This window comes from Paenibacillus sp. FSL W8-0186 (assembly GCF_037969765.1).
Taxonomy (GTDB): domain Bacteria; phylum Bacillota; class Bacilli; order Paenibacillales; family Paenibacillaceae; genus Fontibacillus; species Fontibacillus woosongensis.
The window spans coordinates 5,018,177-5,032,958 of sequence record NZ_CP150207.1; the positions used below are offsets into that span (position 1 = coordinate 5,018,177).

At 51.6% G+C, this 14,782-nt stretch carries 8 protein-coding genes; 3 read left to right on the plus strand and 5 right to left on the minus strand.

Translation table 11 applies throughout. From position 1 onward, the window contains the following. Positions 1-298 precede the first annotated feature (298 nt). Positions 299-2,011, plus strand: a complete 1,713-nt coding sequence (locus MKX50_RS22565) for a cellulase family glycosylhydrolase (protein WP_339157825.1) — start codon at positions 299-301, stop codon at positions 2,009-2,011. Positions 2,012-2,642: 631 nt separating this feature from the next. Here MKX50_RS22565 and MKX50_RS22570 read toward each other — a convergent pair. From MKX50_RS22570 to uvrB, 3 genes are all read right to left on the minus strand, one after another. Further along, positions 2,643-2,855, minus strand: a complete 213-nt coding sequence (locus tag MKX50_RS22570; RefSeq protein ID WP_283926004.1) for a hypothetical protein — start codon at positions 2,853-2,855, stop codon at positions 2,643-2,645. 273 nt (positions 2,856-3,128) lie between these two features. Continuing rightward, positions 3,129-5,987 carry an excinuclease ABC subunit UvrA gene (gene uvrA / locus MKX50_RS22575; protein WP_155612562.1) on the minus strand — a complete coding sequence of 953 codons (2,859 nt, stop codon included), beginning with the start codon at positions 5,985-5,987 and terminating at the stop codon, positions 3,129-3,131. 35 nt (positions 5,988-6,022) lie between these two features. Beyond that, positions 6,023-8,017, minus strand: coding sequence for an excinuclease ABC subunit UvrB (gene uvrB / locus MKX50_RS22580; RefSeq protein WP_339157826.1), 1,995 nt, complete (start codon positions 8,015-8,017; stop codon positions 6,023-6,025). A gap of 274 nt (positions 8,018-8,291) precedes the next feature. Here uvrB and MKX50_RS22585 point away from each other — a divergent pair, with 274 nt between their 5' ends. Both MKX50_RS22585 and MKX50_RS22590 read left to right on the plus strand, forming a co-directional pair. Further along, positions 8,292-9,128, plus strand: a complete 837-nt coding sequence (locus MKX50_RS22585; protein ID WP_155612560.1) for a flagellar motor protein — start codon at positions 8,292-8,294, stop codon at positions 9,126-9,128. Beyond that, positions 9,125-9,991 carry a flagellar motor protein MotB gene (locus tag MKX50_RS22590; protein ID WP_155612559.1) on the plus strand — a complete coding sequence of 289 codons (867 nt, stop codon included), beginning with the start codon at positions 9,125-9,127 and terminating at the stop codon, positions 9,989-9,991. The genes MKX50_RS22585 and MKX50_RS22590 overlap by 4 nt, the downstream gene beginning before the upstream one ends. Positions 9,992-10,964: 973 nt before the next feature. Here the strand turns inward: MKX50_RS22590 and MKX50_RS22595 are convergent. Both MKX50_RS22595 and MKX50_RS22600 read right to left on the minus strand, forming a co-directional pair. Further along, positions 10,965-12,326: a PDZ domain-containing protein gene (locus MKX50_RS22595; protein WP_155612558.1), complete on the minus strand. Its 1,362-nt coding sequence runs from the start codon at positions 12,324-12,326 to the stop codon at positions 10,965-10,967. 854 nt (positions 12,327-13,180) lie between these two features. Continuing rightward, positions 13,181-14,644: a S41 family peptidase gene (locus MKX50_RS22600; protein ID WP_155612557.1), complete on the minus strand. Its 1,464-nt coding sequence runs from the start codon at positions 14,642-14,644 to the stop codon at positions 13,181-13,183. Positions 14,645-14,782: the final 138 nt, after the last annotated feature.

Genomic DNA, 14,782 nt, shown 5'->3' on the forward strand with positions numbered 1-14,782 from the left:
CGGAACGTAGAGTTGAATCCTGACCCTAATAGTTCATCTCAGTTACATTAGTAAATTGCATCAAATAACCCATCGTTAGGAACAAATCCTATGCGATGGGTTTCCTTATTCTTAGCTTACATAAAAATAATATAGTCTATACCATTGGCTCCGGTAGAATACAGGAGTCTTTTTCTCTTCCACCCGAAAAATCGTACCCGAAATTCGAGACCTACCCAAACCGGCAAAATTAGGACTATATTAAGGCTGAATGTCCACTTTGACTACCTCAACTTCAACCGAAAGGTGTGAGCAAGCAATGTACAGAGACGATGGACGGGTAAAAGGCTACTTGCGTGCCGAAGGCCAGCGAATTGTGAACGGAGACGGGCAGGAGCTGCTGCTGCGCGGCGTGGGGCTGGGAAACTGGCTGCTGCCGGAAGGTTATATGTGGAAGTTCCCGCCGACCAACGCCGATCGGCCAAGACGAATCGAGAAGCTCGTCACGGACTTGATCGGGGAAGCCGCTGCCAAGGAGTTTTGGGTTACATTTCGCGAACGGTTTATAACCGAGGATGACGTGCGCCAAATCGCTGCGGAGGGCTTGAACTCCATTCGACTGCCAATCAATGCGCGCTGGCTGTTGGAGGAGGGCGATCCTGTAAGATTCAACCCGGATACCCTCGCTTTAATTGATCGTTTTATTGGCTGGTGCAAAAAATACAGCCTGTACGTCATCCTTGATCTGCACGGAGCACCAGGCGGGCAAACGGGAGCGAATATCGACGACTCCGAACATGATCAGCCGGAGCTGTTCACTAACGAGGATTACTGGCGGCGTACCGTCGAGCTGTGGAGAATGCTAGCCGACCGTTATAAGGATGAATGGATCGTCGGCGGCTACGATCTGCTGAACGAGCCGCTTCCGGAATGGTTCAACATGCATAACGGCAAGCTCATGCCGCTCTACAAGGAAATCACCGCCGCGATCCGCGAGGTCGACGACAAGCATATGATTATCATTGAAGGCGCCCATTGGGCAACCGACTGGTCGATGTTTACCGCCGAAGATATGTTCGACGACAATCTTTTGCTGCAATTCCACAAGTACTGGAGCAGTCCTGACCAAGAAGGAATCGCCCCCTATTTAGAGAAGCGGGAAATGCTGAACATGCCTATATACATGGGTGAAGGCGGTGAGAACAGCTTGGGCTGGTATGCTGGAGCCTTTGGTTTATATGAGGATCATCATATTTCATGGAACTTCTGGACCTGGAAAAAACTCGACACAGTTAACTCCCCTTGCTCCATCCGCCGGCCACATCACTGGGATCTTATTTTGAACTATGTGGATGGCAGCGGCGAGAAACCAGATCAAGCAGCTTCAGCAGCCATCCTTAACGAATACCTGGACAACATTCTGCTTGGCAACTGCGACTATCTCCCAGGCGTGCTGCGAGCCGTTCAGCGTAAGCTGCCGCTTCGCATGCCTGCCGAGCATTATGGTCATCGGGGCCAAAACATTAGCTGGGGCGCCACCGCTGACAGCGAAAGAGAGCAAGCTGGCCTGCAAGCTTTAACGTCCAAGGAGCAGCCTAACGTATTTCGTCCAGATGACGGCATCCACGTCGGGTTCCTCATGGCCCAGGATGGTACGCCAAATTATCATTTGAAGCCGGAAGAGGAATGGAACGAAGAGCATCGCCTCTGCGTGACACTTACTGCGGGAGATTGGGTCGCATACCCGTTCTTGTGTGAGTCTCCCGCCGCTTACACGCTGCAAATCAAGCTGCGCGCCTTGACCGAGAGTGCTGACAAGGGTACTCACGAGGGTATCGACGAGATTGCTGAACTCGTTGTGCATACGGATCGTTATAGGCACCAGACCATCAACGTGTCCTCACAAGATTGGAGCATCATCTCGGCGGGGCAGCAAACGATATCCTCCAGCGGAGAGTTCGATTTAAAAATAGAGGTCATAAGCGGCACTATCGTCATCGATTGGCTGGAATGGCTGCCGGTCGGTCAATGATTTCTAAAACCTCGAGACGAATCGTTCACCATCTCGCCAGCGACAATGACTGATTACTGCTGATCACAAGCGGCAGGCAAACTGTGATTCTGAACCTGCAAGCCCCGAGACCGAGGCCGAGATTTCTAACGAATCTCACAACCGCTATTTGTAGAAAAATCACCCCTTTCAAAATGTAACGAATCCAGGGTACGTTATTTCAGTCTATTACCGCTCCAAACAGCAGTTAAACCGCAAATAGCGTGGCTGACATTCGTTAGATTCAGAATCAACGCTAATATGTACAAATAACGTGAATGAGATTCGTTAGACTCGGGGTATCGGAGGTATCAGGCGAACGGGCTACCAGGTAACGGGTTAACGGGGTATTGGGCTACGGGCTACGGGGTAACGGACTTACGGACTTATGGACTTACGAACTTACGGATTTACGGATTTATAGACTAACGGACAACGCTAACCTGCGAATGCTTCCTTCCACTTGCCAAACACACACAAACGGCGTCCCTGCCGTTTGTGTGTGTTATTTATGAACCCACGGGTACCGACTTCCATAATTCTCATCTCACATGAAATTGAAAAAACACCCTGTTCCCGTAACGAAACAAAGTGTCTTCTGCTCATTTTGTATTTATTTAAACCAGCCGCTAATCATCACAGCATCCGATGCCAGGAAAACGAGCAAACTTACGATGCCGAAACCGATTGCAAACAAATTCTTCTTCGGACGAGCGACCATCAGCCGAACCACGCCGATAAAAATAATTACTGTAAACAGCAGCATAAAAATATCGAACCCGTTGAAGTTTGATGTATTCTCTGCCGCTTCTGCGAGCAGTCGCATGCCGTAACCCCCTTCTTAAAAATCACGTATATACACATCTCCCTATATGTTATCTTCCCCAGGGTTTGGATGCAAGGGGAACAGCAAATAAAAAATGAATTTGTCACAATTTAGACAATATTTTGGCGTGGTTTACTGAATTAAAGTAACCACTTTCCTTGACTTTCACAGTTTAGACAAAAGAAAAGCCCCCTAAACCACTTAAAGTGATTCAGAGGGTCATTCCATATAACTCTATGCTGTGCTCCTGCCAATCTCTTCGGCTATCGCTGATCAGCCTTGAAGCTGCAGCTCCCGGGTTCGCTTCGTATCGCGCTCCAGGATCGGCTTCAGGTAACGCCCCGTATAGGATTGCTCATTCTTGGCGAGCTCCTCCGGCGTGCCTGTGCCGATAATGGTACCGCCGCCGCTGCCCCCCTCGGGGCCTAGATCGATAAGATAATCCGCCGTCTTGATCACGTCGAGATTATGTTCGATCACAAGCACGGTTTCGCCAGAATCAACCAACCGGTGCAGCACCTTGAGCAGGCGGTCGATGTCATCGACATGCAGCCCGGTCGTCGGCTCGTCCAAAATGTAGATCGTCTTGCCCGTGCTCCGGCGATACAGCTCGGAAGCCAGCTTCACCCGCTGGGCTTCCCCGCCGGACAGCGTCGTCGCCGGCTGGCCCAGCTTGATGTAGCCAAGCCCAACATCAAGCAGAGTCTCCAGCTTGCGGTGAATCTTCGGAATGTTCTGGAAGAAGTCCGTTGCCACTTCTACCGTCATTTCCAGCACGTCCGCAATGCTCTTGCCTTTGTACTTCACTTCAAGCGTCTCGCGATTGTATCGTTTTCCTTTACATACTTCACAAGGCACGTACACATCCGGAAGGAAGTGCATCTCGATCTTGATAATCCCGTCTCCGCGGCACGCCTCACAGCGCCCTCCCTTAATGTTGAAGCTGAAGCGCCCCTTCTTGTAGCCGCGAACCTTTGCTTCCGTCGTTTGGGAGAACAGATCGCGAATATCATCAAATACGCCTGTATACGTTGCCGGGTTCGACCGCGGCGTGCGGCCGATCGGCGACTGGTCAATATCAACGACCTTCTCGACATGCTCCAGCCCTTTGATTTCCCGGTATTGACCCGGACGTACCTTAGCGCGATTCAAATCGCGGGCGAGCGTTTTATATAAAATTTCATTTACGAGCGTCGATTTCCCCGATCCAGACACACCCGTCACGGCGCTGAACACACCAATTGGGAATTTCACGTTAATATTCTTAAGATTATTCTCCTTGGCGCCCTTGATTTCCAACCAGCGGCCGTTCGGCTTCCGGCGCTCCGTATTAACCGGAATAAACCTCTTGCCGCTCAAGTATTGGCCGGTCAGAGAGTTCGGATCGTCCATTACCTCCTGCGGCGTCCCTTGAGCGACAACCTGTCCGCCATGCATGCCGGCGCCAGGGCCGATATCGATAATGTAATCAGCAGCCATCATTGTGTCCTCGTCATGCTCCACGACAATCAGCGTGTTGCCTAGATCGCGCATATGGGCCAACGTAGAAATGAGCCGGTCGTTGTCTCTCTGATGCAGCCCGATGCTCGGCTCGTCCAGAATATAAAGTACCCCCATCAGGCTCGACCCGATCTGCGTAGCAAGTCTGATGCGCTGGGCTTCGCCTCCGGACAACGTTCCCGCTGCGCGGCTCATTGTCAAATAGTCGAGGCCGACATTGACCAGGAAGCCGAGACGGCTGTTGATTTCCTTGAGAATCATATGGGCAATCGTCGTCTCTTTCTCGCTTAAGCTCAGATTATCAAAGAAAGCCCGTGCCTCTCCAATCGACAGACTGGTCACATAAGCCATGTTCCGTTCATTGATCGTTACTGCCAGGCTCTCCTTCTTCAAACGATGTCCCTTGCAAGTCCCGCACGGCTTGGAGCCCATGAATTCCTCAATAAACTCGCGAATGCCTTCGGAAGACGTCTCCCGGTAACGGCGCTCCAAATTGTGTACGATTCCTTCAAACGTGACAAAGGCGTCCTTGCTCATGCCGAAGTCGTTCGTATAACGGAAACGGACTTTGGTGCTGCCCGTGCCGTAGAGCAGCGTATCCATCTGCTCCTTATTCAGCTCGCTGACCGGCACGTCCTGCGGAATATCGTAATGCTCGCACACTGATTTGAGAAATTGCGGATAATAGTTCGACGTGCTTCCCGCCCAAGCCTCGAACGCGCCTTCTTCAATGCTCTTGTTCGGATTCGGTATGAGCAGATCGGGGTCAATAATCATCTTCGCCCCAAGCCCGTCACATTCCGGACAGGCGCCGAACGGACTGTTAAAGGAGAACATCCGCGGAGACAGCTCCTCAATGCTGAAACCGCAGATCGGGCAGGCAAAATTCGAGCTGAACCGCAGCTCCTCCTGGCCGATGATGTCGACGAGCAGCTGTCCCCCAGACATTTTCAGAGCCGTCTCGATCGAATCCGCCAGCCTGCTTCGCACGTCCTCCTTAATGACGATCCGGTCCACGATCACCTCGATCGAATGCTTCTTATTTTTCTCCAGCTCAATATTTTCGGACAGGTCACGCTGCTCACCGTCGACTCGCACCCGTACGAAGCCCTGCTTGGCGATTTCCGTGAACAAGCTTTTATGCTCGCCCTTCTTGCCAGAAATGACGGGCGACAAAATCTGCAGCCTCGTTCTCTCCGGATATTGCATAATCCGGTCCACCATCTGCTCTACGGTTTGCGAGGTAATTTCGATGCCGTGTTCGGGACAATGGGGATGTCCAACCCTGGCGAATAATAAGCGCAAATAGTCGTAAATTTCCGTCACGGTACCTACCGTGGAGCGCGGGTTCCGGCTCGTCGTCTTCTGGTCGATTGAAATCGCCGGGGACAAGCCTTCGATGGAATCCACATCCGGTTTCTCCATCTGCCCCAAAAATTGGCGCGCATAGGCGGAAAGGGATTCTACATAGCGGCGCTGTCCTTCCGCATAAATCGTGTCGAATGCCAATGAGGATTTTCCTGATCCGCTGAGCCCGGTTAGCACCACGAACTTGTCGCGCGGAATCGTAATATCTATATTTTTTAAATTGTGCGCCCTGGCGCCTTTAATGACTATATTCTCAATGGCCAATAGATTTCATCTCCTTGATACTAGCTTAAAATATATTACTCCGCCTTGAGCTCGAGAATAGCGTCGCGCAGCTCTGCGGCGCGTTCGAATTGCAGGTTCTTCGCCGCTTCCTTCATCTCCGCCTCCAGGCGTCCGATCATCGCCTCGCGATCGCGCTTGGACATCTTGCCTTTGCCTACGTCGGCCAGGTACTCGCTCTTGCTCTCGGCCACACGCGTCGCCTCGATGACATCACGCACCTTCTTGCGAATCGTCTGCGGTGTGATGCCATGCTTCTCATTATAGGCGATCTGAATCGCACGGCGGCGTTCCGTCTCCTTGATCGCTTTGTCCATCGACTCCGTAATCTGGTCGGCGTACATGAGCACGCGTCCCTCGGAGTTCCGGGCAGCACGACCAATCGTCTGGATCAAAGAGCGCTCCGAGCGAAGGAAGCCTTCCTTATCCGCATCCAGTATCGCTACTAGCGACACCTCAGGCAGGTCGAGCCCTTCCCGCAGCAGGTTGATGCCGACAAGCACATGGAAGGTGCCCAGCCGCAGATCCCGCAGGATGCTCATCCGCTCCAGCGTCTTGATGTCGGAATGCAGATAGCGCACCTTAATGCCGATTTCTTTTAAATAATCCGTCAGATCCTCGGCCATCTTCTTCGTAAGCGTCGTGACCAGCACCCGCTCATCCTTCTCCAGCCGATCCTGGATCTCGCCGATCAGATCGTCGATTTGCCCCTTCGTCGGACGGACCTCAATGATCGGGTCAAGCAGCCCGGTCGGGCGGATGATTTGCTCCACCATTTTATCCGTATGCTCAATCTCGTAAGGGCCTGGCGTCGCAGACACATAAATCAGCTGATTCGCCTTCTCCTCGAACTCCTCGAATTTCAGCGGACGGTTATCCAGCGCCGAAGGCAGCCGGAACCCATGCTCAACAAGCACTGTTTTCCGCGCCTGGTCACCGTTGTACATCGCCCTGATCTGCGGCAAGGTAACGTGCGACTCATCCACCACGATCAGCAAATCGTCCGGGAAATAATCCAGCAAAGTATATGGGGTAGCCCCGCGCTCCCGGAAAGTCAGCGGTCCCGAGTAGTTCTCGATCCCCGAGCAAAAGCCGACTTCCTTCATCATTTCAATATCGTAACGCGTACGCTGCTCCAGGCGCTGTGCTTCCAGCAGCTTGCCCTGCGAGCGGAACAGCTCGAGCTGCTCCTCCAATTCCCGTTCGATATTCTGGATCGCAATGCGCATCGTCTCTTCCTGGGTAACGAAGTGAGAGGCCGGGAAAATAGCCACATGCTCGCGTTCTCCCACCAATTCCCCGGTCAGCACATCGATTTCCGTGATCCGCTCGATCTCATCCCCGAAGAACTCGATCCGCACCGCCTGCTCCCCTTTGGAAGCCGGGAAGATCTCCAGGACATCGCCGCGCACCCGAAACGTGCCCCGCACGAAGTTGATATCGTTCCGCTGATACTGAATATCCACCAGCCGGCTCAATATCTGATTGCGCGGCCGCTCCATGCCAACCCGCAAAGAAAGGACGAGATCGCGGTACTCCATTGGCGAACCGAGACCGTATATGCAGGACACACTGGCTACGATGATGACATCGCGCCGTTCGAACAGCGAGCTCGTCGCCGAGTGTCTAAGCTTGTCGATCTCTTCGTTAATGCTGGAGTCTTTTTCAATATAGGTGTCGGAGGATGGGATATAGGCTTCAGGCTGATAGTAGTCATAGTAACTAACGAAGTAATCTACGGAGTTGTTCGGAAAAAAATCTTTGAACTCGCTCGCAAGCTGAGCTGCCAGCGTCTTGTTATGGGCGATCACAAGCGTCGGGCGACCGAGTCTGGCGATCGTATGGGCAATCGTGAACGTCTTCCCGGTGCCCGTCGCGCCGAGCAGCGTCTGATGGCGCTTGCCTTGCTTAACACCCTCTACCAGCTGGTCGATAGCCGACGGCTGGTCGCCCTGGGGAGAGAAATCGGAAACAATCTCGAATTTATTGTTGCTAAAGACAATATCACTCATTGTCCAACATCACCCTTATCGTCTAAAATGAAATACTAGGGAATGAAAATATCTTCATTATTTCCAAAAAGGAGGACAAAAGCCTCCTTATAATATTAACCCAAATCTATATACTTAAGAAAAGAATACGTAAATGACAAGCCAAATGTTCTCAGAACCCGAATTCCCAATTCCACAATTACGCAAAATAGGAATGGGTGTTCCCATGTCATTATACCTTTTTCATCCTCTGGATGCAATCGGTAAGTATAGGATAGGAGCTGTCGACAAATCTATGGATATCGCAACAATTATCGGCATTATCATTGGACTGGCCGCCTTGATCGGCGGATTTTTATGGGAGGGCGGGGAGGTCGGTGGCCTCATGCAGCTTACGGCTGCTCTGATCGTTTTCGGCGGCACGTTTGCCGCGGTTATGATCAGCTTCCCTCTGCGCAGATTAAAGACGATTCCCCGGGCTTTGAAGCTCGCTTTTACATCCGCGAACGCGAGCGCGGGGCAACTGGTTGAAGACATCGTCGATATGGCTATGACGGCGAGACGCGAAGGCGTTCTCTCCCTGGAGAAGAAAATTATCGATCATTCCGACGCCTATTTGCGCGAAGGGATTCAGCTTGTCGTTGACGGCACGGACCGGGAAATGGTGCAGCAGATTATGGAATACGAAATGGATGCGACCCAACAGAAGTACGAAAGCTATGCCAAAATATTCGAATCCGCCGGCGGTTATGCCCCGACGATGGGGATCATTGGCACGGTCATGGGGCTCATCCATGTCCTGGGCAGTCTGACGGAGCCTACGGCACTCGGCCCTTCGATCGCCTTGGCTTTTACAGCTACACTTTACGGGGTCGCCAGCGCCAACCTCATCTTCCTGCCGATCGCCTCCAAGATCAAAGCTCGCGGAGAAGACGATATCAGCCGCATGGAAATGATCCTGGAAGGCGTATTGTCCGTGCAAAATGGAGATCATCCGCTGCTCGTACGGCGGAAAATGGAGTCCTTCTTGGCCGGTATCAACGACGGCCTGCCAGCTTCTGCGCCTTCAGCTTCTGCTTCGTCTTCGTCCAGGTCTTCATCATCAACTTCCTTTATGGAGAATGACCTATGAGGCAGCGCAACAACAGACAACGCCGAAGAGAAGGAGCAGAGACCAAGGACCGCTGGCTGATTACTTATGCCGACCTGATCACACTGCTGCTGATTTTCTTTGTGATTATGTATGCCATGAGCCGCCTTGATATTGAAAAATATGAAGAGGTGACCGCTTCACTGCAGCAGACGTTCAAAAGCGGGGACTCGGTTCTGGAAAATGGCAGCGGGATTCTCGGCTCGGCCGACCGCTTCACGCATCGCAACCCTCCATCCGAAGGAGAGCTCGGTACGAATCAGAAGGGAAACAACGGCAAGGACGCTCAGGGCCCCGATCAAAACCAAGGCAGCGACCCGACGCTGGGAGCATCCCCGCAAGGACCGCTTACAGAGCGTGAGCTCGCCTTCCGCAAGCAGGAGGAGGAGCTGCTCAATTTAATGAAAATGATCGAAGCTTATATAAAAGATAACGGACTGGAGGATCAAATCACGGTAGCCGATCTGCCCAAGGGCATCTCCATCACATTAAGCGATCGCTTCCTGTTCGACGTAGGCAAAGCCGAACTCAAGGAAGGCTCAGCCAAAACGTTGGCCAAGCTCGCCAGCCTGTTCGGCACGCTTGACACGGTCATCAGCATCGAAGGGCACACGGACAATCTGCCGATCGTCCATGCCTCGAAATACAAGGATAACTGGGAGTTGTCTGGAGCCAGAGCCTTGTCCGTGCTTCGCTATTTCGTCGACACAGAGAAGCTCGACCCGAACGGGTTTCAATATGCCGGATATGCGGACACCCGTCCCGATGCCGACAACTCCACCGAAGCCGGGCGCCAGAAAAATCGCCGCGTCGAAATCACTGTGCTGCGCCAGCTACAGCAATAGTTAGCTTAGCTTGTTCATTTCATATGACTTTCCTTCGCACCGCGTGCACATCATATTGCTCGCGGTGCGTTTTTTTGTTTATATCCTAACTCGAGCAACGCAAGCACAGAACGACCGAGCTAATAAACAGCTAGCGACTCTCGGCAATCCTCGTGATATCCCGCCTTTCGGCTGTTGGCATTGGGGTTTGTTAGAAAATTGCCGGGCGTTGGTGACTGCCGTCCAGCCCTTTGGTTTTACTCGGTCAATTTTAAACTAAATGTATTTTATACAGCTAGATAAGCTTTTTTAAAGAAAATACTTGCGCTAAGTGTAAAACATGCAGCTAGTTTACCCGAATAAAGCTAACTCGTCGAAATTGCTTAAAACTAAATGCAGTTTTTGCAGTTAGTTCCCTCTAACACGGTCAAAATCGATGAACTAACTGCATGAAATACATCTAGTTACCTCATCGTGGCCATTTAGTCATAATCAGTAGACTAGTTTATTAGAGTGAAAGACTCCACTTTTTTTAGGGGACCGGGCCGCTTTTGCATCATTTTCGCCTAATATGTACCTCAATAAGATAAAATCCTGTATTTTCGCAGTTTTATTGGAACTCGCAACTTGCAAACGACCCTGATCTTCCCCAAGACGAGACTTATTGAAAATACCAGCTGTTAAATCGACAAGCAATCCATTTCCCGCATAAAACGCACACACTAAAAAAGGCAGTTCAAGAGGAATGCCTCTGAACTGCCCTTTGCAGCTTCTATCCAGTCTTCAAGTCTACAACCCTACAAGCCTTATCTAAGCCTTATCAGTCTATAGACCAGATAAGCTCTTCAAGCCACTAACCTGATAAGCCAAGCCTCATAAGCCCAACAGGTCATATAAGCCTCATAACCGATAAGCCCGAAAACCCTGCACCGCCTATAAGCCCTGAAAACTCAGCGAACCCGCTGCAGGTCCACGGCTCCCGCTAGGCTAAACGCTAGCCTTCCGTCTCGGCCCCCAGCTCCTGCTGGGGCGGCTGCGGCTTGTCCGCCAGCTTCTTGCCCCTTTGCCTTCCGGCAGATCGGCTAGCGCCGCCACGGAACGACTCTCCCTCGCGGCGCGGGCGGAGCAGATGCAAAAGCGCGATCGGCCGCATCCGCACAGCAACAGGCGCTTGATCGTCCGGCGCCAGAATGGCGCCCAGCTGATGGTGCTCGCCTGCGTAAATTGCGCGCTGCAGGAACTTGCTCTCGCCCGCGAGGTTGCGCACCTCCAGCTTGCAGAAGGCGGGATTCATGCGCAGCCCGGCATGAAGCTCCTCTTTCGTAGCCACCGGAGTGCCGTTCACCTTGATGATCGTCTCGCCAGCCTGGATGCCAAGCTCCTCGGCAGGGCTTCCCGGCAGCACCGCTAGCACTCTGAGCCCGTCAACAGGATGGACGAACAGCGGACTGCGCTTCTGCTCCTCGAAACGGCTGAGCCAAACCAGTCCTTCATGTAAAAGAATGGCCGCCAGCGCAGCGGCAATCGTCAGCGGACTCCACCATGCGCTTAACAGCGCCAACACCAGCATAATCGTCCCATAGCCGAGCAAACGGCCAGAAGACACCTTTGCTTTAGCCCGCGGCAGCAGTCCCGTAGTTACCTCCGAAAAGCCAATCATAATAGGTAATGCAATCCACTGAAAGCCTTCCTGCCAGGCTTCCCCGCCGAATAACGGAGTCCATGGCAGCATAGCCCCCGTCGTGTGCGCCGGTATCATCAGAAACAGCGGAACCGGCCACAAGCTTTGCAATTGGTAGCCGCCAACCAGCTTGCCGCGCTTCCCTTCAAAAAACAACGGCCCCGCAAAGGATGCCCCCTGCCAGCGCACCAGAAACCCTTCAGCTACATGCAGCACGGCTACCAGGCATAAAAGAGCCGGGATATTAAGCTCCCGGATCACGCGCAATATCTCAGCAGTCCATCCCTGGCCTTGCAAGCCCGGAGCCAAATTAATAATAAACTGGGCTATGCCAAGCAGCCCCACTGCATAAGCCAGACATAAGTAGCGGACGCGGAATAACAGGAGGAGCAGCGTAACAGCCCAAATGCAGATAATTCCTTCCACCGTTAAAGTCATACCGGTAAACAGCGAGACAAGCGAAACGAAGAGTCCTGCCAAGAGTCCTCCCAGAACCGTACGCCAGGTCTGTACGCCCCAACTGTGCAGCCTGACATGAAACAGCTTGCGCTCCAGCAGCACCTGACGTCTATAAATAAGCATCATTAGAATAATCGCAATATAATAGAACGGCTGCAAGAGAAGCTGCCCTGCCGCTTCAGCCAGCATCCACAGAACTTCAAGCACGGTATCCAAAAGGTATTCACGCTCCCATCCGTTTTACAAAAGGACATTCAGTATCAATCATTCATAACTTTCCAAGATTACTCATGACTACTCATGGCTGCTCATGACTACCCGGGTCTACTTAGGTCTACTTAGGTCTATTAGGTCTGTTAGGTCTGTTAGGTCTACTTTGGTCTACTTTGGTCTACTTTAATCTTCTTAGATCTACTTAAATCTTCTTAGATCTACTTAGATCTGCTCAGCTGAGTTCAGCTCAGCTCTACTTCGCGATTTAACTGTATTACTTGTGTCTATTTTATCATTTTGCGCCGATTTGATAAAAATAGCTGTATTTTCTGTATCTAAACCACTGTTTGTTACTTTACTGTCCTGCAAGGCACATTTTAAGTACAGGAAATCCAGCTAATTATACGTTAAACGTTAAAGTGCAGCTTTTAAATACAACAAATCCACTTAAATTCTAACAGTTACTCCAGCTACCGTCCTGACAGTTACCCCGGCAACCACCCTAAAGTTACCCCATCAAGTATCCTAACTCCACTAGCAGTCATTCTAAAGTTTTGATCAGCAAGGTCCTAACGGCTCCAGTGGCAGCCATCATACCGCCCCCACCTTTTAACGCTCCTGCAAAAACATAGGTCCCTACCATTTATCGCTCTTCAGGACCCATCATAACGCCCTACCATTAACCGTTCTCCAGGATCCATCATAGCTCCCTACCATTTAACCGTTCCTCAGAACACCATCATAGCGCCCTGCTAATTGAGCCCGTCTCCAGCAATCATCCTAACGTTCTCTGACAATCACCTTGACGGCCCATCAACAATCCATCCTAAGAAAAAAGAAGGCTGAAATCAGCCCTCTTATGGTTTCGACGCCGCTTGGGTTATTTCCTTCCGGATTTCCTCCAGGGCACGGTTCAATTGTGCATCATTCTTCGGATCGCGGATCAGCTCAATCAACTTGCTCTCCAGCTTCTCAGCTGTCTTGGCATCCAATTCGCCATCCGCGCGTATTCCTTGGTCGCTTTGGAACTTCTTCAGCGCACGCTCCGTATTCTTGTCAAAATAGCCATCTACCCGGCCCGGATCGTACCCGAGACCTTTGAGCATGACTTGCGCGCTCTTCACATCTTCGCCGAGCGTATCGAATTTGAAAGTCTTCTCTTTGTTAATCGGAGCTACCGAGAAGTAATCCGGCTGGGATACGCTGATATCCGGCTGGATTCCTTTCTTGTGAATCCACTCTCCGTTTGGTGTCAGCCACTTGGCGATTGTGATTTTGAGCATGCTGCCGTCGCCCATCTCCTGGGAGTAGCTCGACTGGACAGTACCTTTGCCATAAGTCGGTTCCCCGACCAGCTTCGCTCCCGCTGATTCCTGCAGCGCACCCGCCAAAATCTCCGAAGCGCTGGCACTGCCTTTATTCGTTACTACGACGATCGGATAAGGTTTGCCTGAGCCTTCTGATAATGTGGCGTCACGGCGCCCGTTCTTATTTTCTACCTGAACGATTCCTTTGCCTTTTGGCACAAACAGCTCCGACATTTCGATGACGATCGGCAGCACACCGCCCGGATTATTCCGCACGTCGATGACCAGACCTTTCATCCCCTGCTGCTCCAATGCCTCCAGTTCTTTCTTGAAGCGGTTCGCCGTATTCATTGAGAACTCCGTAATTTCAATAACCCCGACATGATCCTTCTCCATCCGGGCATACACCGTTTCCAGAGCGATATCGGCGCGTACAATCGTAAATTCCAGAGCTTCCGCTACTCCGGCACGCTTCACTTTGATTTTGGCTTCCGTTCCTTTAGGGCCGCGGATTTTGGCTACGGCCTCATTCAGGGTAAGACCTTCAAACGATTCGCCGTTCACCGACAACAAAATGTCCTTCGGCTTGATGCCGGCCTTCTCCGCCGGAGAACCCTTGATGGGCGACACGACGACGACATTGCCGTTCTCACTCGATACCTCCGCGCCGATTCCCGTAAAGGATCCTTCGATTTGTTCGGAAAATTGCTGAGCCGTTGCCCCGGCCATATATGAAGAGAAGGGATCATCCAGCGCATTCATCATGCCATTGATGGCGCCATCCACGAGCTTGCTGCGATCCACTTTTTCCACATAGTTCTTAGTTACCAGATCAAGCGCCGTCTCGATTTTCTTAATATCACTCTTTGGCTGTCCGCCGATATCCGCAAACAAGCCACTGGACAGCTGTCCCGAGCCAGCCAAGCTCCATTGGCCCGTCAAAGTCACGGTGAGAAGACTACTAACCACCATAGCAACCAATACGAGTAAAGTAACTGTGCGTCCTTTGAACATCAGTAAAATCACCGCCTCTGTTTAATCCGGCCGACCCGAAGCCCACCTGTAATAACCATCATAGTATATGTTTAGCTTGTACGGAATATATACAACGAGTAAAGAAGGAAAAACGGATATTCGTCCTGAATAGACGGT

Excerpts from the sequence above, each read along its gene's own strand:
- MKX50_RS22565 (WP_339157825.1), top strand. The coding sequence starts at position 299 with ATGTACAGAGACGATGGACGGGTAAAAGGCTACTTGCGTGCCGAAGGC.
- MKX50_RS22585 (WP_155612560.1), top strand. The coding sequence starts at position 8,292 with ATGGATATCGCAACAATTATCGGCATTATCATTGGACTGGCCGCCTTG.
- uvrB (WP_339157826.1), bottom strand. The coding sequence starts at position 8,017 with ATGAGTGATATTGTCTTTAGCAACAATAAATTCGAGATTGTTTCCGAT.
- MKX50_RS22590 (WP_155612559.1), top strand. The coding sequence starts at position 9,125 with ATGAGGCAGCGCAACAACAGACAACGCCGAAGAGAAGGAGCAGAGACC.
- MKX50_RS22600 (WP_155612557.1), bottom strand. The coding sequence starts at position 14,644 with ATGTTCAAAGGACGCACAGTTACTTTACTCGTATTGGTTGCTATGGTG.
- MKX50_RS22570 (WP_283926004.1), bottom strand. The coding sequence starts at position 2,855 with ATGCGACTGCTCGCAGAAGCGGCAGAGAATACATCAAACTTCAACGGG.